This window comes from Lacinutrix sp. MEBiC02404 (assembly GCF_053601575.1).
Window position 1 is genome coordinate 92,550 of sequence record NZ_JBSHNV010000146.1, and the last position, 19,692, is coordinate 112,241.

At 33.1% G+C, this 19,692-nt stretch carries 16 protein-coding genes; 9 read left to right on the top strand and 7 right to left on the bottom strand.

Translation table 11 applies throughout. From position 1 onward, the window contains the following. Window positions 1-97: 97 nt before the first annotated feature. Genes ACVCXO_RS05750 through ACVCXO_RS05770 form a run of 5 tightly spaced genes read left to right on the top strand, consistent with a single transcriptional unit; the run spans window position 98 to window position 4,987 of the window. Window positions 98-1,399 (top strand): polysaccharide deacetylase family protein, encoded by a 1,302-nt coding sequence (locus ACVCXO_RS05750; protein ID WP_452228644.1) that lies wholly within the window; start codon window positions 98-100, stop codon window positions 1,397-1,399. Continuing rightward, window positions 1,392-2,078, top strand: a complete 687-nt coding sequence (locus tag ACVCXO_RS05755) for a YjjG family noncanonical pyrimidine nucleotidase (protein WP_452228645.1) — start codon at window positions 1,392-1,394, stop codon at window positions 2,076-2,078. Before ACVCXO_RS05750 ends, ACVCXO_RS05755 begins: the two co-directional genes overlap by 8 nt. A 50-nt stretch (window positions 2,079-2,128) precedes the next feature. Next, the gene (locus ACVCXO_RS05760; protein ID WP_452228646.1) at window positions 2,129-2,704 is read left to right on the top strand and encodes a hypothetical protein; all 576 of its coding nucleotides are present in this window, start codon (window positions 2,129-2,131) and stop codon (window positions 2,702-2,704) included. Then, window positions 2,701-4,119 carry a DUF5723 family protein gene (locus tag ACVCXO_RS05765; RefSeq protein ID WP_452228647.1) on the top strand — a complete coding sequence of 473 codons (1,419 nt, stop codon included), beginning with the start codon at window positions 2,701-2,703 and terminating at the stop codon, window positions 4,117-4,119. Before ACVCXO_RS05760 ends, ACVCXO_RS05765 begins: the two co-directional genes overlap by 4 nt. Continuing rightward, window positions 4,109-4,987, top strand: coding sequence for a hypothetical protein (locus ACVCXO_RS05770; RefSeq protein ID WP_452228648.1), 879 nt, complete (start codon window positions 4,109-4,111; stop codon window positions 4,985-4,987). Before ACVCXO_RS05765 ends, ACVCXO_RS05770 begins: the two co-directional genes overlap by 11 nt. Window positions 4,988-5,000: 13 nt before the next feature. Here ACVCXO_RS05770 and ACVCXO_RS05775 read toward each other — a convergent pair whose 3' ends face one another. After that, window positions 5,001-6,278, bottom strand: a complete 1,278-nt coding sequence (locus tag ACVCXO_RS05775; RefSeq protein WP_452228649.1) for a replication-associated recombination protein A — start codon at window positions 6,276-6,278, stop codon at window positions 5,001-5,003. 119 nt (window positions 6,279-6,397) lie between these two features. On the opposite strand from ACVCXO_RS05775, the gene ACVCXO_RS05780 reads away from it, so the two are divergent. Beyond that, entirely contained in the window at window positions 6,398-7,156 is a 759-nt protein-coding gene (locus ACVCXO_RS05780; RefSeq protein ID WP_452228650.1) for a rhomboid family intramembrane serine protease, read from the top strand. A gap of 11 nt (window positions 7,157-7,167) precedes the next feature. Here ACVCXO_RS05780 and rlmB read toward each other — a convergent pair whose 3' ends face one another. The 6 genes from rlmB to ACVCXO_RS05810 all read right to left on the bottom strand — a co-directional run bounded on the left by rlmB (window position 7,168) and on the right by ACVCXO_RS05810 (window position 16,506). Beyond that, window positions 7,168-7,902 carry a 23S rRNA (guanosine(2251)-2'-O)-methyltransferase RlmB gene (gene rlmB / locus ACVCXO_RS05785; protein ID WP_452228651.1) on the bottom strand — a complete coding sequence of 245 codons (735 nt, stop codon included), beginning with the start codon at window positions 7,900-7,902 and terminating at the stop codon, window positions 7,168-7,170. A 400-nt stretch (window positions 7,903-8,302) separates the two neighbouring features. Next, complete coding sequence (locus ACVCXO_RS05790; protein ID WP_452228652.1) at window positions 8,303-9,193, bottom strand: hypothetical protein; 891 nt, start codon at window positions 9,191-9,193, stop codon at window positions 8,303-8,305. Between the two features lie 20 nt (window positions 9,194-9,213). Further along, window positions 9,214-10,104, bottom strand: a complete 891-nt coding sequence (locus tag ACVCXO_RS05795) for a hypothetical protein (protein WP_452228653.1) — start codon at window positions 10,102-10,104, stop codon at window positions 9,214-9,216. Between the two features lie 17 nt (window positions 10,105-10,121). Beyond that, window positions 10,122-11,540 (bottom strand): SusD/RagB family nutrient-binding outer membrane lipoprotein, encoded by a 1,419-nt coding sequence (locus tag ACVCXO_RS05800; protein WP_452228654.1) that lies wholly within the window; start codon window positions 11,538-11,540, stop codon window positions 10,122-10,124. A 13-nt stretch (window positions 11,541-11,553) separates the two neighbouring features. Next, entirely contained in the window at window positions 11,554-14,691 is a 3,138-nt protein-coding gene (locus ACVCXO_RS05805) for a SusC/RagA family TonB-linked outer membrane protein (protein WP_452228655.1), read from the bottom strand. A gap of 120 nt (window positions 14,692-14,811) precedes the next feature. After that, complete coding sequence (locus ACVCXO_RS05810) at window positions 14,812-16,506, bottom strand: POTRA domain-containing protein (protein ID WP_452228656.1); 1,695 nt, start codon at window positions 16,504-16,506, stop codon at window positions 14,812-14,814. A gap of 180 nt (window positions 16,507-16,686) precedes the next feature. On the opposite strand from ACVCXO_RS05810, the gene rpsL reads away from it, so the two are divergent. From rpsL to fusA, 3 genes are read left to right on the top strand one after another with little or no spacing between them, the layout of a single operon-like run. After that, entirely contained in the window at window positions 16,687-17,061 is a 375-nt protein-coding gene (rpsL, locus tag ACVCXO_RS05815; protein ID WP_008269190.1) for a 30S ribosomal protein S12, read from the top strand. Window positions 17,062-17,082: 21 nt separating this feature from the next. Beyond that, window positions 17,083-17,559, top strand: coding sequence for a 30S ribosomal protein S7 (gene rpsG, locus ACVCXO_RS05820; protein WP_452228657.1), 477 nt, complete (start codon window positions 17,083-17,085; stop codon window positions 17,557-17,559). Between the two features lie 3 nt (window positions 17,560-17,562). Continuing rightward, a complete protein-coding gene (gene fusA, locus ACVCXO_RS05825; RefSeq protein WP_452228658.1) occupies window positions 17,563-19,689 on the top strand; it encodes an elongation factor G in 2,127 nt (708 codons plus the stop codon). The last annotated feature ends 3 nt before the right edge of the window (window positions 19,690-19,692 follow it).

A 19,692-nucleotide genomic window follows, 5' to 3' on the forward strand; every position in this document is an offset into this window, starting at 1 on the left:
TTACATCTCAAATTACAAAACCTAAATTCCAAAAACACATAAGAAAGCAATTGTCATTTGGAATTTGTAATTTTAATAATTGGAATTTGATTAACGGATGTTATTAGTATATACACATAAAATTACACCAAGAGTAAAGTATGTTTTTAAGCATATTTGTACCAGAATTTTAGGGCTTCCGGTTACATTTACAACTACAATTGAAGAGTTTATTGCACACGATAGTTTAAAAATATCGTATACCAAGCAACCATTAAGTCATGAGATATTTATTCGTAGTAACGAGTTGTTATTTGAGCAAGGATTAAACGATGTAGAGATTCATGTACAAGACTGGGAAAACACAAAAGGTTTTTTTCCTACAGGAGAAATAAGCGTTTTACCTTATGATATTTTTGCAGCATCTTTTTATCTGCTTTCTAGATATGAAGAGTATTTACCACATGTAAAAGATGCCTATGGGCGCTTTACAGCGGAAGAAAGTCTTGCATTTCAAAATGATTTTTTAAAGCAACCTATTGTGGATATTTGGGCGTACAAGTTTAAAAGGATACTACAAGAAAAGTATCCAGATTTTGAATTTGCAACAAAATACTATCAAGTAAAACCAGTAATAGATGTCCCTGAAGCGTTTACCTTTAAACATAAAGGACTCATGCGAAGTTTTGGTGGGACACTTAATGATTTAGTGAGCTTTGAATTTAAAAGACTGTATACTAGATTTTCGGTTTTATCTGGACTGCAAAGAGATCCATTTGATACTTTTAAGTACCTTATAAACAAGCAGAAGCAATCTGAATTTAAATTTATATTTTTCTTTTTAATTGGCGATTATTCTACATACGATAAAAATATAAACGTAAACAAAGCACAATTTGTTTCGCTAATAAAACAAGTAGCAGATTATAGTATTGTTGGTTTAAAAGCATCCTTTTTTGCCGTATCTAGCTTTAAAACTTTAAAAAAAGAAAAGGATAAAATGGAAGCTATAATAAACACGTCGTTATTAGCTTCCCGAAATTCGTTTTCCAAACTAAACCTGCCAGAATCGTATAGAAATTTGGTGGAACTGGAAGTGCCTGAAGATTACACCATGGGATTTGTAAATCATATCGGTTTTAGAGCAGGAACTTGTACACCGTTTTTCTTTTATGATTTAGATTATGAAGTGCAAACACCTTTAAAAGTATACTCGTATAATCTATTAGATTATTCGTTACTTAAAACCAATTCACTTTTAGATAAAAAGAAGGTTTTAAACGAAATTATTAGAGAAATAAAAAAAGTGAATGGCTATTTTATTCCTGTTTTTCATAACTATACTTTTAGTGATATGGAACGCTGGAAAGGCTTTAAAGAACTTTTTAATAGTATTATAGAATCGCCAAACGATGCATAAAACCATAACAGATATTTTTTTCGATTTAGATCATACCCTTTGGGATTTTGATAAGAACTCGGGTTTAACTTTCGAGAAAATCTTCAAAATGAACGCCGTTAATATTGATGTTTCCGAATTTTTAAAACATTATGAACCCATAAATCTAAACTATTGGAAACTCTATAGAGAAGAAAAAATTGATAAAGAATCTTTGCGTTTTGCTAGACTTAATGATACTTTTCAAGCGGTACATGTTTCCGTAGAAAAAGAATTAATTCATCAATTAGCAGAGGACTATATCACACACCTTTCTAGTTTTAATCATTTATTTGAAGGCACAATAGATCTTTTAGAATATTTAGAACCTAAATATAACTTGCACATTATTACGAATGGTTTTCATCAAGTACAAAATGAAAAATTAAAAAATTCTAATATTGACACCTACTTTAAAACAGTAACCAATAGCGAAATGGTTGGTGTTAAAAAACCAAACCCTAAGATTTTTAATCATGCATTAGATTTGGCACAAACTACAAAAGCGCAAAGTATCATGATTGGTGACAATTATGAAGCAGATATTCTTGGTGCTTTAGACTTTGGTATAGACGCTATTTGTTTTAATTATCATAAGTTTTCTTTAGACTCGAAAATCAAAAAAGTAGACAGCTTATTAGAGCTAAAGTGCTATTTTTAAATAAATTAGCTTAAATTTAGTAACGCTCTTATTTAAAAAGGGCGAAACGGATGCTTAAATTTAAACTAAAATACCTTTTTGTTTTTTGTCTAATTGGAGTGCTTTTATCTGCTTGTGTAAACGATTTAGATTTTTCACAAGGTGAAGATTTTGCTATTTCACCAACCTTAGATGCTAGTCTAATTTATTTTGAAGAATCGGCAAGCTCTTTTATAGATGAAAATGGCGCAGAGCAAATCGTGGTTCGGGACTCTGTGAATATAGAGATATTTACCGATCCATTTACCGTAGATAATTTAATAAAATCGGAATTTTTATTTCAAGTATCCAACAGCATCAATAGATCTTTCCAAGCGCAAATAGACTTTTTAGATGAAACCGGCGTACTACAACATAGTTTTACTTTTTCGGTAGATGCTTCGCCAACAAATGAAGCAATAGTAATAATGCATCTGGAAACGTTTGAAAATGAATCTTTACTCGCCTTAAAGCAATCGGTACAAATAGTTATTACCTTAAGATTATTGCCAAGTAGTGATGGTTCTGTTATAGATGAAAACACCCCAGGAATATTAAAGTTTAAATCTAAAGCGACGTTTTACTTACTTTTGGATACTTCGACATGAAAAATATAAGGCTGTTATTTCTTTTAGCTACTTTTTGTGTCAGTTTTGCGCAAAACAAGCAGCTTCTGTATGGTTTTAATGAAATTCCGCAAAGTCTTCTATTAAATCCTGGAGGGCAAGTAAATAATGACTGGTATATTGGAATCCCTTTTCTGTCTCATGTACATGCTAGCTTTGGGATGACAGGATTTTCTGCATATGATATTTTTGCAGACGATGGGAGAGATTTTAATAGCAAATTACAGCGTACTATTTACGCAATGAAAGACACCGATTATTTTGCGCTAAACCAGCAATTTGATTTATTTTCTGGTGGATTTGCTTTTGGTAAAGATTTTATAAAAGACAAATATCTTTCTTTTGGTATGTATCAAGAAACCAATGCATTTATATATTTCCCTAAAGATTATGCTATTTTGGCTTATGAAGGAAACCACGGTAACATCGATAGAGTTTTCGATTTAAGCGATTTAAATATAAGTGCAGAGTTGCTTACTGTTTTTCATTTGGGATATAATAAGAAGGTAAATAAGAAATTTTCTTATGGTGTAAGAGGAAAAATTTATACGAGTGTTTTGGATATAAAATCGATTAATAATAGAGGGACTTTTGTTACAACGGAAGGAGAAAACAATTTTCTTAAGCAGGATTTCATATTGGATTTAGAAGTACAAACGGCCGGATTGAAAAGTTTTCTGGATGACGAAAATTCAGAGGTACGGAAAGACATGAAAAAGCTGTTAAGTAGCGCCTTTTTTGGAGGTAATTTAGGAGTAGGAGTAGATATTGGTTTTAGTTATAATATCACCGAGCAATGGACTTTAGATGCCAGCGTGCAAGACATTGGTTTTATAAGATATACAAAGGATCTGGAACACTTCAATTTAGATGGGGACTTGTCTTATGAAGGTATAAACTCATTATTTCAAGAAACGGAAGATGGACAAACAGCAGCGGAATATTGGGATGCCGTAGCAACAGATTTTGAAGATTTGTTTGTAATAGATACCACTTATTCTAAATACAGTACAGCTCGGCCAATTAAGTTTAATGCAGCGTTGCAGTATGCTTTTGGAAAAAAAAACGGCGAAGATTGCCACTGTTTACTAGCACAAGAAGAATACCAGAATAGAGTAGGAGCACATCTTTTTTTTATGCGAAGACCAAAAAGACCGCAAGCCGCAATAACCGCATTTTATTACCGAAGACTCTTTTCTAGTTTAGGTATTAAAGCTAGTTATACTTTAGATTCTTATTCGTATACCAATCTTGGTTTCGCACTTTCAGCAAATATTAATAATATAAATTTTTATATTGCAGCAGATAATTTATTAAAATATCAAAACGTAGCAAAAGCACAAAGTGTATCTTTACAGCTAGGTTTTAACTATATATTTAAAAACAATGAAGAATAAGATCGTATTATTATTTATAACCGCTATATGTATGTGCAATATGGCAAAAGCACAAACCAATATTAATGATTACAAATATGTAGTTGTGCCAAATACGTTTGATTTTTTAAATAAACCAGATCAATATAGATTAAATACATTGACCAAACTTCTTTTTGAAAAACATGGTTTTGCAACGATCATGGAAGAGGATACCTTTCCAGATGATGCTATTTCTAATGGTTGTTTGGCTTTACATGCCGATGTACTTAAAGAATCTGGAGTTTTTAATTCTAAGCTAAAAGTACAGCTAAAAGATTGTAAGAATAATATCGTTTTTACTTCTAATATTGGAAAGTCTAAAGAGAAAAATTATCAAGTAGCTTACAATTTGGCCTTACGAGAAGCTTTTAAATCTTTTGAGACTTTTAAATACCAATACAAAGAAAATGAAACCATACTAAGTTATGGTAAAAAGGACTCGCAAGAAAGTAGTGCAGAAATTGAAAAACTAAAGGAAGAAATTAAGACCTTAAAAGAAGAAAAAGTAGTAGTAGCAGAAGTAACTAAAGAAGTGGTTGCAGAAAAAGAGGTCGTTGCGGTGAAAAAGCCAGAGATTAAAGAAGAAGTAAAAAAAGAAACAATAGTTCAACCTTATAAACAAGAGTCTAAAAATATAGATTTTTTATATGCGCAAAAAACGGACAATGGTTTTCAGTTAGTAGATAGTACACCTAAAGTGGTTTATAAAATAAAAAAAACAGGAATGCCTAATGTTTATTTAGTGGAAGGTAAAGATGCCATTATCTACCAATTAAATAGCAATTGGTTTTTGGAGTATTATGATAATGGAAAGCTGCAAACTAAAACAGTACCTATTAAATTCTAGTAACAACTAATAATTAATAGCCATATTTAGCTTTCCAACGTTGTTTTAAAAACTCTCTGTGCGCATTTTCCCTAGCATTATTACTGGGATCATATAGTTTGGTGTTTTTAATTTCCTCGGGTAAGAATTCTTGTTTTGCAAAATTATTTTCGTAGTTATGGGCATATTTATAGTTATCACCATAACCTAGTTCTTGCATTAATTTGGTTGGTGCATTTCTAATTTCTAAAGGCACAGATAAATCTCCAGTTTCTCTAACTAATTGTTGTGCTTTACCAATAGCTTGATACGCAGCATTACTTTTTGGTGAGCAGGCTAAATACGTAGCGCATTGGCTGAGTATAATTCTTGATTCTGGATAGCCAATAGTAGAAACAGCCTGAAATGTATTATTTGCAATGACTAAAGCGGTTGGGTTTGCATTACCAATATCTTCACTAGCGGCAATTAATAAACGTCTTGCAATAAATTTCACATCTTCTCCACCTTCAATCATTCGTGCCAACCAATAAACAGCGCCATTAGGATCGCTTCCTCTAATCGATTTTATAAATGCTGAAATAATATCATAATGCTGTTCTCCGGTTTTATCATAACGAACCGTATTGTTTTGTACTTTTTCTAAAACACTATCATTCGTAATTATTACTTCATCGCTTTCTTCTGCATTTACAAGCAACTCAAAAATATTTAAAAGTTTTCTTGCGTCACCTCCGGACAGCTTCAGTAAAGCATCTGTTTCTTTGAGGGTTATGTTCTTTTTAGAGATGTACTCGTCTTTTTCTATAGCACGCTTTAAAAGGCTTTCTAAATCGTTTTTATCGAATGCTTTTAATATATATACTTGACAGCGTGACAAAAGCGCAGATATAACCTCAAAACTTGGGTTTTCTGTGGTAGCACCTATTAAAGTAACCCAACCTTTTTCTACTGCTTGTAATAAGGAGTCTTGTTGTGATTTGCTAAACCTATGAATTTCATCAATAAACAAAATCGGGTTTTTGGTGGTGAATAGTCCGCCACTTTGTTTGGCCTTTTCAATAACTTCTCGTACATCTTTTACTCCAGAATTTATAGCACTTAAGGTATAAAAAGGTCTGCCAGATTCATTAGCAATAATGTTGGCAAGTGTTGTTTTTCCAATACCTGGAGGTCCCCAAAGTATTAAAGAAGGTATTAAACCTAACTTTATCTGTTTGGTTAAGGACCCATTTTCACCAATCAGGTGAGCTTGACTAATATAGTCTTCTAAAGATTTAGGTCTTAAACGTTCTGCTAATGGTTCATTCATAAATGTAAAATTACAAATTCCTTTGTAGGCAGGAATCTCTTTTGAGTATTTTTAATGAAAAGAATATGACAATTTAACACACCAAATACTATTGGATAACAATTTGCTATCTTTAAAATATGCAAGAACAGTTTAAATTTACAACAGGAGTCTTAGGGTATCCAATAGCATTTGTGTTAATGCTATGGATTGTCTTTTGGTTTGAAATCCGTTTTCATGTAAATTTAAATAGCCATGGTATATATCCTAAAAGACTTTCTGGGCTGCAAGGTGTTTTGTTTAGTCCGTTTATACATTCCGGAATAAAACATTTATATTCTAACACCATTCCGCTATTTGTATTATCTACAGCGTTATTTTATTTCTATCGGCCAATTGCTTGGAAAGTATTGCTTTATGGTATTTTATTTTCCGGCTTCTTTACTTGGTGTATTGGTAGACCTTCTTATCATATAGGAGCTAGCGGACTTATTTATGTTCTTGTAAGTTTTACTTTTTTTAAAGGAATTTTGGCCAAACATTACCGGTTGATTGCTCTTTCGTTATTAATTATATTTCTATATGGTAGTATGGTTTGGTATACAATGCCAATAGAAGAAGGTATATCTTGGGAAGGACACTTGTCTGGTTTAATAACAGGATTACTGTTTGCTTTAGTTTTTAGAAAGGAAATTGCTAAACCTAAAAAATATGTTTGGGAACAGAACGATTTCAATCCAGAAGAAGATCTTTTTTTGAAACAATTTGACGCCGAAGGAAATTTTGCGCCAATAGAGGAACCTGAACCTGAAACAGAAGAGGAAATTCAAGATGGAAATCTTTCCGAAAAGCAAGAGAGCCCTACATTTCATTATATTTTTAAAGAAAATAAAGAGTAGCTTTCCTAATTCTACATACGTTGTCTAACTGCTTCGTATAGAAAAGCACCACAAGCAACAGAAACATTTAATGATTCGATTTCGCCAAGTAAAGGTAGTTTCGCTTTAGCGTCTACCAGTTTTAAAACCGAAGGATTTATACCGCGACCTTCGCTTCCCATGATAATGGCACAAGGCTCTTTAAATGATACATCAAAAAGCATATTATCTGTTTTTTCTGTAGCAGCAATGACTTTTATACCAGAAGCTTGTAAAAGAAACATAGCGTCTTTTATATGATCTACTTTACAAATAGGTATTTTAAAAACTGCTCCAGCACTCGTTTTTATAGTATCTCCATTTACAGGAGCACTACCACTTTTTTGAATAATTATACCATCTACTCCAGTACATTCTGCAGTTCTAATAATAGCACCAAAATTTCGTACATCGCTTAATTGGTCTAGTAGTAAAAACAATGGTGTTTTACCAGATTCGGTAACTTGGGTTACAAGATCTTCTAAGTTATGAAACGCTATAGGTGAGATTTGAGCAACTACACCTTGATGGTTACTTTTAGTAAATCGGTTTAATTTTTCTACAGGAACATAGGAAGTGTTAATTTTCTCTTTTCGAATTAAAGATTCTAGTTCATGAGAAAGTTCTCCTTTAAGACCTTTCTGAATAAAAACTTTATCAATAGCTTTTTTTGCATTTATTGCTTCAATAACTGCTCGTATACCAAATATTTGTGTACTGTTTTCCATCGATACAAAGGTATAAAAAAACCAACTCTGTTTCGGTGGTTTTTTTAAGATATAAATTTATCTTTTATAGTGGTGTTATTGTAATGGGAAATCGTAAATATGGGAAAGGTAGGATACCTTAATAGGTGATTGGATTGGGAGAATGTTTAATGGAGCGTATAATCTAGGATAAATGTTATAACATAAGAATAATAGGTAACTATTTTTAGGATAGGACATATAGTATTGCTTGCTCTTAGGAAAGAGATTAGGAAGACAATACCTTTTTATATAATGGGAATATACCATGGTAGAGATACTGTATTCTTTTTATAGGATTTAAAAGGCGTTTTTTGTTAAATAAAGGATATAAAAAAACCACCTCTATTGAGGTGGTTTTTGGTATTTAAATGGTTAAATATTATAAAGATGTAACTGTATAATTATAACCGGATACTTCAATTATTGCTATACCAGCAGCAGCATCAAAAGCTGAGTTCCCTACAGCATCATGAGTTGATTGCACGGTACCTAAAGTATGGTTTGCATTTGTAATTACACCACTTGTAGTAAAATATTCTTGAGAATATTCTAATGTTAATGGTATTGTATCTGTAAAACCATCACCACTATACGGGTTTTCATACATATCTGCAAGAATATAGTATGTTCCATCTGCAAGACCAGAAATTGAACCCACTTCAGGACAATCAGCTGTACCAGCAATATAGGAAACAATTGCACCTGCACTATTAGCTAATACAATATCATAATCAATTGCACAAATGCTAGTTAATGTTAAATCTCCGTTTTCGAATTCTCCATCCCAAGATAAAGTTAAATCTAACACATCGTTAATGTAATCATTTTCGATATCAATAGTTAATTCAAAAGGAGTTACTGTCATTCCAGCCGCATCTACACCAGTTAATACTAGTGTTTCATTACCTTCAACATATCCATTTTTAGCGATTTCAATTTCAATCGTAGCAGAAGTTTGTAAAGCAGGAATAATTAATTCTGCCATGATAAAATCATCAGCATCTGCAGTACTTGAATTTGCTATTACAATTGGTACTCTTAATGAAAGAGGGTTTGGCTCTGCAATAGTAGCAGTAAGCGTTACCACTGGTAAATCATCTGGGTCTATTAAAGACTCATCAATTACCGTATTATTCATTGTACTAGATAATGTTACTTCAACGGATGAGTAGTCTATTATAGAGTCTCCGGTCGCATCATCATTATCACAAGCAGTAAAAATAATACCTGTAAACAAAAGTAATGCTATGTTTTTAATTGTTTTTTTCATTTTTTTCATTTTAGTTTATTTTACTGTTTTACGTATGTAGAACTGTACTCATTATTTCCAGCATCAAATGTAATGGTATATATTGTTACAATATCTCCGTTAGCTTGAACTTGTCCATCAGCATGACTAAAAACATCATTACTATAGAAGCCTTGCGCTAGTTTTTGAGCAGGAACAGTTATTATGTTACAAGTATCTTGAAAATTGTAACCTTGTGTAGCTGCGGGAGCAGTACCTAGACCTCCTAAAGTCCAAGTTCCTGGAGTTTGAGCGTAATAGTATCCTGGAGATACTTCTGTTATTGTTTCAATACCTTGTACTCTAATGAAACCAGTAGTAGTATTTGTACTAGTAACGCTATAAGTTCCTGCTAAATTTGAAGCACAATTTACAATTACTTTAAAAGTACCAAACTCATCATTGAAATAGATAACAGATCCATCACTCTTAAAAAGTTTAACTCTAAAAGTAAATACATCTCCAATACGGATAGCATTAGATGCTAAAGATAAACCAGAAGTGTAATCATCAATACTAGAGTAAATCACATTAAAAGGAAGAGTAGTAGTTTCTGCAGCAACTGCTTCTTCGCTCACGATATCAACAAGTTCTCCATCTACTGTTTCATGTGCAGTATGTGTTTTTACTACTTGCACTTTTTCTATACCAGCAAGGCTTCCAAATCTTAATTTTAAATCAAAATCTAGATTCGTTGACGTAAAATCAATATCAGCATCTGATAAGGGAAGTCCTGATGCAGGAATTCCTAAAATAACTCCTGAAGAATCGTTATTATCTATTGTAAATCCAGCAACAGCTGAAGCTTCAATACTTTCAGAATCATCTGAGTCACAACTAACCACTACAAGAGCAATAGTTAATATTCTTAATATATTTTTTAAATTTTTCATTTTTTTCTTTTTTTTGATTATTGCCAGAATAATGTTGAAGTTAATTCATCACCACTGCTTAAAGAAGCTTTCGCTGCTTCATAACTAGCGTTGTTTAATGAAACTTCAGTAGTTGGGTAATATAAACGAGTTGGTATAGATGAGATATCACCTTCAACAGCTGGTGTTAAAGCTGGAAAACCAGTTCTTCTCCATTCTGTCCATGATTCAAATCCTTGACCAAATAAAGAAATCCACACTTGAGTAGCGATTTTTTCTCTTGCATCGCCTTGAGTCGTAAGTGCAATAGTAGCAGCATAATCAGCACCACCATCAGCTTCGTTGAAATCAAAACTAGCAATAATACCTTCGTCCATGTACATTTTAGCAGCAGCTAAGCTACCTCCAATTTTTCCTTCATTAGCAGCTTCTGCCATTAATAATTTTAATTGAGAGTGAGACATAATTACACCAGGTAATGTTGGACTTAAATAAAAGTCACCTAAAGGACTAATGTTTCCATAAGTATATCCTAAAGCATCACTAGGTAAACCAGTATATCCTGCAGGCTTTCCAATAATGTTTCCATCTACATTTTCACCTGCATAAATAGGTAATCTAGGATCTGACAATCCAGTAAGAATATCTACAACTGGTGAACAAATTTTATATTCAGATCTGTTACCATCTACGATAGTTTCATAAATAGGGTTAGCATCTGGTGCGATTTCATTATAAACTAATTGTGCACTATCTGCATTAGATGCAAACATTTTACCTTCAGTTACTAATGCTTGTAATTCTGACGCAGAACCATTAGAGCGCATTAACACTTTAAATTTTAAAGAGTTACCAAATTTCTCCCATTTAGATACATCACCTGCATATAATAAATCTGAACTAGCAGTTATTTCACCAGTACCAGAAGCTAATAATGCGTCTGCTTGAGTTAACATCTCTAATATACCTGCATATACTTCTTGAGAAGTACTGTAAGCTGGTTGCTCAATAGCAGGGTTTAAAGCTTCTGCAAATGGTATTGGACCATATAGATCTGTTAAGATTTGAAAAGCGTTAGCTTGCATGATTAAAGATACAGCTTGTAAGTTCGTGTTACCTTCCGCTTCCGCTAATTGGTACATCGATTTTGCATCACTTAAAACATCTGCATAAAGATTATTCCAAATTCCATCAATTACAGCACGTCTTGGAACATAACGAGCTTCGTCGTTATATTGTACTTTAGACCAATGTTGTGCCCAACATTCACCCATATCTCCACCACCTTGAGCGTTGTATACAACGTTTTGGTTGATTCTAATGATATTACCTAATAATAAATGCGCAGGAACTTCTGTGGCGTTATCAGGATCTGTATTTACTTCTCCAAAATCACTATCACAGCTAGCAATAACTAATGATAAAAGTAGGAGAAAAATTATTTTTGTATTTTTCATGTTTTATTTTTTTTTAGAATGATAAGTTTACATTAAATCCAACTGAACGAGCAGATGGTATTTGACCAAATTCTTGTCCTTGATCTCCATTATCACTACTGAAACCAGTTTCAGGATCAATGTGAGGAACTTTAGAATATAATAAGGCTAAGTTTCTACCTACAACCGCAAATCTAGCATTTGTAATAAAAGTGTTTTTTAATAAAGTCTTAGGTAATGAGTAACCTAAAGAAACAGATCTTAATTTAACATAAGATGCATCAAAAATAGCACTTTCTTCTACACCATTACCAAATGCTGCTTGGTTAAAAGCTCTAGCAGGAGCAGCTACATTATTTGCAACATATCCACCAGCACCATCAGACATAACTCCATTTCCAACGATTCCAGTTTCTCTTCCTACAAGAGTTTCTTCTAAGACACCTGCATATCTACCCCAAGCATAAGACATACTATGTACCTCTCCACCTATTTTAGCATCTATTAGTGTACTTAATGTAATCCCTTTGTATTCTAAGTTTAAGCTAACACCTCCTGTCCAGTCTGGTGCAATATCTCCTAATACTTTGTATTCTTGATCTACAACAGGTAAACCATTTTCGTAAATTACTTGTCCAGCATCATTGGTTTCAAAACCTCTACCTACAAGAACTCCATAAGGCTCTCCAGTTCTAGCTTCTAATCTAACTCCCCATTGACCACCTAATATGTATGAATCAAGACCTCCTAAAGAAACAACTTCGTTCTCATTTTTAGCCCAGTTTAAATCTACACCTAATTTAAAGTCATCGTTATCAATTATAGAAACTCCTAAAGATAATTCAATACCTTTATTAGACATTTCTCCTGCATTTTTCCAAGCACTTGTTTGTCCTGTAGAAGCAGATAATTGAATAGGTAAAATTAAGTCCTCACTTAATTGATCGTAGTAAGTTGCACTAAATTTAATTCTACTTTTAAACATTCTTACATCTATACCAGCTTCAAAACCAGTTACAGACTCAGGAGTTAAATCATCATTAAACCTTGTGTTAGGAGTAGATGCTAAGTTACCAAAAGCATTATTTGCTAAAGAATATGTTTGATTTAAGTTGTATGGTCCTAATGCACCAGTACTACCTACTTTAGACCAACCACCTCTTAATTTTAAGTAATCAATTTTAGCACCATCTAAGTCCACCATATCTGAAACGATTGCAGATAAAGAAACAGAAGGGTAAAAGAAAGAATTGTTTTGTACAGGCAATACTGAAGCCCAGTCATTTCTTCCAGAGAATTCTAAGAATAAGTAATCGTTATATCCAATAGATCCAAATCCGTACACACTATTAATTCTTCTATTACTAGTTGTATTAAAGTATGTTGGTGTTGCACCTGTTTTGATATTAGATAAATTGTATAAACCAGGTAACTCTAATTGAGCAGCTTCACCAATTAAAGAAGAATAATTTCTTTTCATTCCATTGGTACCAGCATTAAGAGATAAGCTAAAGCTTTCTGATAAATCGGTGTTGTAAGATAATAATAACTCTAAGTTAGTTTCAGAGTAATCTCTTTTGAATTCTGCGTAATAACCAAAAAGATTTTCGTTAGATCCTTGGGATTTAATTCTTTTTTCAGATTGTGTATATTGATCTCTACTGTATTTTGTAGTAATAGAAAATTTGTCTGAGAAGTCATAAGTAAAGAAAATATTACCAACGAAACGATTTTTATCAAATGTATTTCTGTTGTTTTCTAATACCCAGTAAGGATTGTTTTGGAAGTTTGCATTCCAGTTTAATGGAGTACCTTCTGCTGGCGTTCCTGCTGCTGCTAATGGTAAGTTTCTCCAGTCTTTAAAGTCTGAGAAATTTACCTGTCTTGCAGACCAGATGAACTGTTGCATTGGGTTTTCATTTGTATAACCACCAATTGGTAAGTTATCACTTTCTGTATTGATATAACTTACAGACATTCCTGCATGAAACTTTTTACCTAAATCCATTTTACCGTTGAAACCAAGGTTCAATCTATTAAGTTCAGTAAAAGGTAACATACCATCTTGTTCAGACTTACCTAAAGAGAATCTCATGGATCCTTTTTCACCACCTGAAGTTACAGTAATACTGTTACTTAAAGCAACTCCTGTATCAAAAAAGTCTTTTACGTTATCAGGACTTGATACCCATGGTAAAGCTTGACCTCCGTTTAATTGAGAATCCCATTGAATAAATTCAAAACCTGAATCTAAAGCAGGACCCCAACTTTCATCAACACCATCATTAACACCACCATTAGCACCATCTACAAACTCGAAATAATCAGGGTTAGAACCTTGACCATAAGAATTTTGGTAATCTGGTAATCTTAAAGGATTAGAGAAACTTGCGTTAGAGTTAATACTCACAGCGAAAGAACCATCTTTGTTACCACCAGACTTGGTAGTAATTACGATAACTCCATTTGCCCCACGTACACCGTATAAAGCAGCAGCATTAGGCCCCTTTAATACAGAAATAGACTCAATGTCATCTGGATTGATATCCGAAGCACCATTTGGTAAATCAGCTCCACCAGTAGAAGATGCTCCACTATAAGAAGAGTTATCTAATGGCACACCATCAACAACAAATAAAGGTTGGTTGTTTCCTGTAATAGTAGAGTTCCCTCTTAATACTATTCTTGAAGAAGCACCTACACTACCTGAACTGTTGGTAACTTGAATACCTGCAGCTTTACCAGAAAGCGCATTTACTAAGTTTCCTTCTCTAGCTTCAGTAAGACCTTCACCAGATACTTTTTGTACTGAATAACCAATTGCTTTCTCTGATTTTTTAATACCAAGAGCAGTTACAACAACTTCATCTAAAGTGTTGTCTGGTTCTAGAGAAGCATCTATTTTGTTAGATGCACCTACAGTTTTTGTTTGGTTTGAATAACCAACATAACTAAAAATTAAAACATCACCTTGTTTTGCATTAATGGTATAGTTACCATCAAAATCAGTTGATGCCCCAGTAGTAGTTCCTTTAATGATTACCGTTGCCGTTGGAAGAGGCAAACCGTTTTCATCAGAAACTGTTCCCGAAATTGTTTTTTCTTGTGCAAACGTAAATTGCACAACAAACGCCAGTAATAGCGTTAAAATTCCACTAAACTTTGTTTTCATTTTATATTTTATTTGAATTAGTCTATGCCAAAAATCATAATAAAAAGTTAATAAAACAATAATAATTGGTTAAAATTTTGATTTTTTTTTCAAAACATCACTTTTAAGGCCAATATTACGTTAAAAAATGGCTGTTAAGCTTAGGTGGATTTTGGAATTAGAGAATTTGAATTTTTGATTTTCGCTTTTACCATTAGCATAATTAAATTTTAGTAATCCTGCCTTAGTTAATAAGCCAAAACCAAAGCCAAAACCATATAATTTTTCTTTTTGACTGGTAAGCGTATTTTCCAAATAGGAGAAATCAATAATGGAATGTATATATAGGGAGTTGCTTAGCTGGTATCTGTATTCGGTGTTGGTAAGCGCATATAAGGAGGCCGTAAGACTATTTTCTTCAAAACCCCGAATAGAGTTTATACCACCAAATCTAAATAATTCATTTTCTAAATAATTTTTTGAGAATAAACCAGAACCATTAATTCTTATATATGCGCTGTTTTTTTTGTTTAAATTAAAAATTTTAAAAGCATCTATAAATAGAAGCGTTTGATTTTCGGTGTTATTAGCAAAACTTCTTTTTCCATTACCTACTTCGAGGGCCAAAAAGAGATTCTTGTCAAAGAGAAAGTTGTTTTGAAGTTTATTGTAAGTAAATCTTAAATTATAGATATTTGAGTTATAGTCTTGTATTTCTGGTAAAGTATTAGACTCGCTTAATAAACTATTGGATTTTGTGCTATTAATACCAAAGTGAATTCTGGTTTGCGGATTTATTTGATAAAATAATTTAGCAATTTGATTAACGGTTGTAAAGGAGGAATCTTTTTTAAAAATCTGCAAACCAACTTCAGCTCCAAGAGGAGAATTAAATAAATAAGGCAAACTTAGATTGGCATTAAATGTTTTTTGCTCATTCTCATCACTCTTATAAATTAGTTGAAAAGATTCACCAGTATTTAGATTATTATTTAAGTTGAGATTAAGGTATCCATTAAAATCTATTTTGTTGGTAGTTTCATTCGTTCCAAAACCTAAAAAGCCATCAAAATTATTGCTTTTTGCCTTTTTAAGATATAGATATAATATGGTGGAGTCTTTTGTGAATAAAACTTCGGGTTCTTTAATTTGATTTGCAAATTTTAATTCTTTTAAGACTTCGGTCTTTTTTTTGATTTCAGAAAGGTTAAATGTTTTCCTCTTTTTTAATTTTAAATAATGCTTTAAATAGGATTTTGGGAATTTCTCGTAACCCTTTAAGATAATTTTATCTATAGTTCTTTTATCTAGTGTTTCTTTTAAAACTAAAGTTGCCTTTAAGGTAGTTTTGTTTTTTACGGATATATCTTGAAGGGTAATTTCGCTAAATGGAAAACCTTGATCGCTAATTTTGGAGTTTATGGAATATAGAGAGCGTTCTATACTATTAAACGGTAAAATAAAAAAATCGTCATAAACTAGATTGGAAACTTGCTCTAGTACCGATTTTCCGATTATGGCTTCATCATAATATATATGTATGTTATGATATCGATGTTTTAAACGGAATAATACCGAATACGTAGAATCATTCTCTTTGTTTAAATCTTGGAAGTCATTTTCAATATAGCCAATTTGGAATAACTTTATTTGAAGCGAATCTATTTCCTTTTTAACGGTATTTAAATCTATGTGCTTCTTTTGGTAAGAAATAGAATCTATTCGTTTTGTTTCCAATTCGGTTTCACCAGTAACTTTTAAATATAATTGCTGACTAATCGCTTCCGAAGAAAATAGAATACATAGAATAAGCGGTAAAAAGAAAGATTTAGACACAGGTATATGAAAACTTTTTATTGTGTAAATCTAACGGAAAAACAACAAAATTAATATAGATTGAATCCTAAATTTTAATTTATGTAAAAAATTAATGCCCAGTTGTTTGATATTTTCAAATTAATTCCTACATTTGCAGCCCTCTAAGAAGAGGACTTTAAAAAATTATATATAATATATATGCCAACAATTTCACAATTAGTACGAAAAGGAAGAGCCAAAATAACCAAGAAGAGTAAATCGGCTGCTTTAGATTCGTGTCCACAAAGACGTGGTGTGTGTACTCGTGTTTACACGACGACACCTAAAAAACCTAACTCAGCAATGCGTAAGGTAGCAAGGGTTCGTTTAACAAACGGTAACGAGGTTAATGCATACATCGGTGGTGAAGGACACAATTTACAAGAGCACTCGATAGTATTGGTTAGAGGTGGAAGGGTAAAAGATTTACCAGGAGTTAGATATCACATTGTTCGTGGTGCCTTAGACACAGCAGGTGTTGCAGGTAGAACGCAACGTAGATCTAAGTATGGTGCAAAACGCCCTAAGAAGTAATTTAAACTTTAAGAAGAAGACATGAGAAAAAGAGCAGCGAAGAAAAGACCGCTTTTGCCAGATCCAAAATTTAACGACCAGTTAGTAACTCGTTTCGTTAATATGATGATGTGGGATGGTAAAAAGTCTATAGCTTTTAAAGTATTTTATGATGCAATTGCAATCGTAGAAGAAAAGAAAACAGACGACGAAAAAACAGCCTTAGAGGTTTGGAAAGAAGCGTTATCTAACGTTATGCCTCACGTAGAAGTGCGTAGTCGTAGAGTTGGAGGAGCAACATTTCAAATACCAATGCAAATCCGTCCAGACAGAAAAGTTTCAACAGCAATGAAGTGGTTAATTAGTTATTCTCGTAAAAGAAATGAGAAATCTATGGCACAACGTTTAGCTTCAGAGGTTTTAGCAGCAGCTAAAGAAGAAGGAGCAGCAGTTAAAAAGCGTACTGACACGCATAAAATGGCAGAAGCAAATAAAGCATTCTCTCACTTTAGATTTTAAGAAATGGCAAGAGATTTAAAATATACAAGAAATATTGGGATTGCTGCTCATATTGATGCTGGTAAAACAACAACAACAGAGCGTATTCTATATTATACAGGAGTTTCACATAAAATTGGTGAGGTACATGATGGTGCTGCAACAATGGACTGGATGGAGCAAGAGCAAGAACGTGGTATTACTATTACGTCTGCTGCTACAACATGTACATGGCAGTTTCCAAAAGAGAACGCTCAAGTTCTTGCAGAAACAAAGGATTATCACTTTAATATTATTGATACTCCAGGTCACGTAGATTTTACGGTAGAAGTAAATCGTTCTTTACGTGTATTAGATGGTTTAGTATTCTTGTTTAGTGCAGTAGATGGTGTTGAGCCTCAATCTGAAACGAACTGGAGACTAGCGGATAACTATAAAGTGCCAAGAATTGGTTTCGTTAATAAAATGGACCGTCAAGGATCTGATTTTATGATGGTTTGTGGCCAAGTTAAAGAAATGTTAGGTTCTAATGCAGTGCCTATTGTTTTAAATATTGGTGACGAAGAGAACTTTAAAGGTATCGTTGATTTAGTTAAGAATAGAGCTATCGTATGGCATGAAGAAGGAATGGGAGCAACATTTGATGTTGTAGATATTCCGGAAGAGCTTAAAGAAGAAGCAAGAATTCTTCGTGGTAAACTTATTGAAGAAGTAGCTAGTTACGACGAGAATTTATTAGAGAAATTCATGGAAGATGAAAACTCTATTACAGAAGAAGAAGTGCATGCTGCACTTAGAGCTGCTGTAATGGATATGGCTATCATTCCAATGATTTGTGGTTCTGCTTTTAAAAATAAAGGGGTACAGTTCTTATTAGATGCTGTATGTCGTTACTTACCTTCTCCTATGGATAAGGAAGGTATTGTAGGTATTAACCCAGATACAGATAAAGAAGAAATTCGTAAGCCAAGTGTAGACGAACCTTTCGCTGCATTAGCTTTTAAAATTGCTACAGATCCTTTTGTAGGTCGTTTAGCATTCTTTAGAGCATATTCTGGTCGTTTAGATGCAGGTTCTTATGTGTTAAATAATCGTTCTGGTAAGAAAGAGCGTATTTCACGTATCTACCAAATGCATGCAAACAAACAAAATGCAATTGATTATATAGAAGCTGGAGATATTGGAGCTGCTGTTGGATTTAAATCTATCAAAACAGGAGATACACTTTCAGCTGAAAAATTCCCTATAGTTTTAGAATCTATGGACTTCCCAGATCCAGTAATTGGTATCGCAGTGGAGCCTAAGACGAAGGCAGATGTGGATAAATTAGGAATGGGCTTAGCTAAATTAGCGGAAGAAGATCCTACGTTTACTGTACGTTCAGACGAAGCTTCAGGACAGACTATTATTTCAGGAATGGGTGAACTTCACCTAGATGTAATTGTAGACCGTTTAAGACGTGAGTTTAAAGTAGAAGTAAATCAAGGGCAACCACAAGTAGAGTATAAAGAGGCTATTACACAAGCTGCAGATCATAGAGAAGTTTATAAGAAACAATCTGGTGGTCGTGGTAAGTTTGCGGATATCGTATTTACGATTGAACCAGCAGACGAAGGTGTTGTAGGTCTTCAATTTGAATCTGTAATTAAAGGTGGTAACGTTCCTAAAGAATTTATCCCTTCTATTGAAAAAGGATTTAAAATGGCAATGGCTAACGGACCATTAGCAGGTTTTGAAGTAGACGCAATGAAAGTGACATTGAGAGATGGATCTTATCACGATGTCGATTCAGATCAGTTATCATTCGAATTAGCAGCTAAACTTGGATTTAAAAATTCAGCGAAAGCAGCGAAAGCGGTTATAATGGAACCAATCATGAAATTGGAGGTGATTACACCAGAAGAAAACATGGGTGATATTGTTGGTGATTTAAATAGAAGAAGAGGTCAAATGAGTGATATGGGTGATAGAGCTGGTGCAAAAACTGTAAAAGCTACTGTACCATTATCGGAAATGTTCGGTTATGTAACTACATTAAGAACATTATCATCTGGTAGAGCAACTTCTACTATGGAATTTTCACACTATGCCGAAACACCTTCAAATGTATCTGAAGAAGTGATCAAAGCAGCTAAAGGAGAACAATCTTAAAAA

Excerpts from the sequence above, each read along its gene's own strand:
- ACVCXO_RS05790 (WP_452228652.1), bottom strand. The coding sequence starts at position 9,193 with ATGAAAAAAACAATTAAAAACATAGCATTACTTTTGTTTACAGGTATT.
- rlmB (WP_452228651.1), bottom strand. The coding sequence starts at position 7,902 with ATGGAAAACAGTACACAAATATTTGGTATACGAGCAGTTATTGAAGCA.
- ACVCXO_RS05750 (WP_452228644.1), top strand. The coding sequence starts at position 98 with ATGTTATTAGTATATACACATAAAATTACACCAAGAGTAAAGTATGTT.
- ACVCXO_RS05775 (WP_452228649.1), bottom strand. The coding sequence starts at position 6,278 with ATGAATGAACCATTAGCAGAACGTTTAAGACCTAAATCTTTAGAAGAC.
- ACVCXO_RS05755 (WP_452228645.1), top strand. The coding sequence starts at position 1,392 with ATGCATAAAACCATAACAGATATTTTTTTCGATTTAGATCATACCCTT.
- fusA (WP_452228658.1), top strand. The coding sequence starts at position 17,563 with ATGGCAAGAGATTTAAAATATACAAGAAATATTGGGATTGCTGCTCAT.
- ACVCXO_RS05800 (WP_452228654.1), bottom strand. The coding sequence starts at position 11,540 with ATGAAAAATACAAAAATAATTTTTCTCCTACTTTTATCATTAGTTATT.
- rpsL (WP_008269190.1), top strand. The coding sequence starts at position 16,687 with ATGCCAACAATTTCACAATTAGTACGAAAAGGAAGAGCCAAAATAACC.
- ACVCXO_RS05770 (WP_452228648.1), top strand. The coding sequence starts at position 4,109 with ATGAAGAATAAGATCGTATTATTATTTATAACCGCTATATGTATGTGC.
- rpsG (WP_452228657.1), top strand. The coding sequence starts at position 17,083 with ATGAGAAAAAGAGCAGCGAAGAAAAGACCGCTTTTGCCAGATCCAAAA.
- ACVCXO_RS05805 (WP_452228655.1), bottom strand. The coding sequence starts at position 14,691 with ATGAAAACAAAGTTTAGTGGAATTTTAACGCTATTACTGGCGTTTGTT.
- ACVCXO_RS05765 (WP_452228647.1), top strand. The coding sequence starts at position 2,701 with ATGAAAAATATAAGGCTGTTATTTCTTTTAGCTACTTTTTGTGTCAGT.
- ACVCXO_RS05780 (WP_452228650.1), top strand. The coding sequence starts at position 6,398 with ATGCAAGAACAGTTTAAATTTACAACAGGAGTCTTAGGGTATCCAATA.
- ACVCXO_RS05760 (WP_452228646.1), top strand. The coding sequence starts at position 2,129 with ATGCTTAAATTTAAACTAAAATACCTTTTTGTTTTTTGTCTAATTGGA.
- ACVCXO_RS05795 (WP_452228653.1), bottom strand. The coding sequence starts at position 10,104 with ATGAAAAATTTAAAAAATATATTAAGAATATTAACTATTGCTCTTGTA.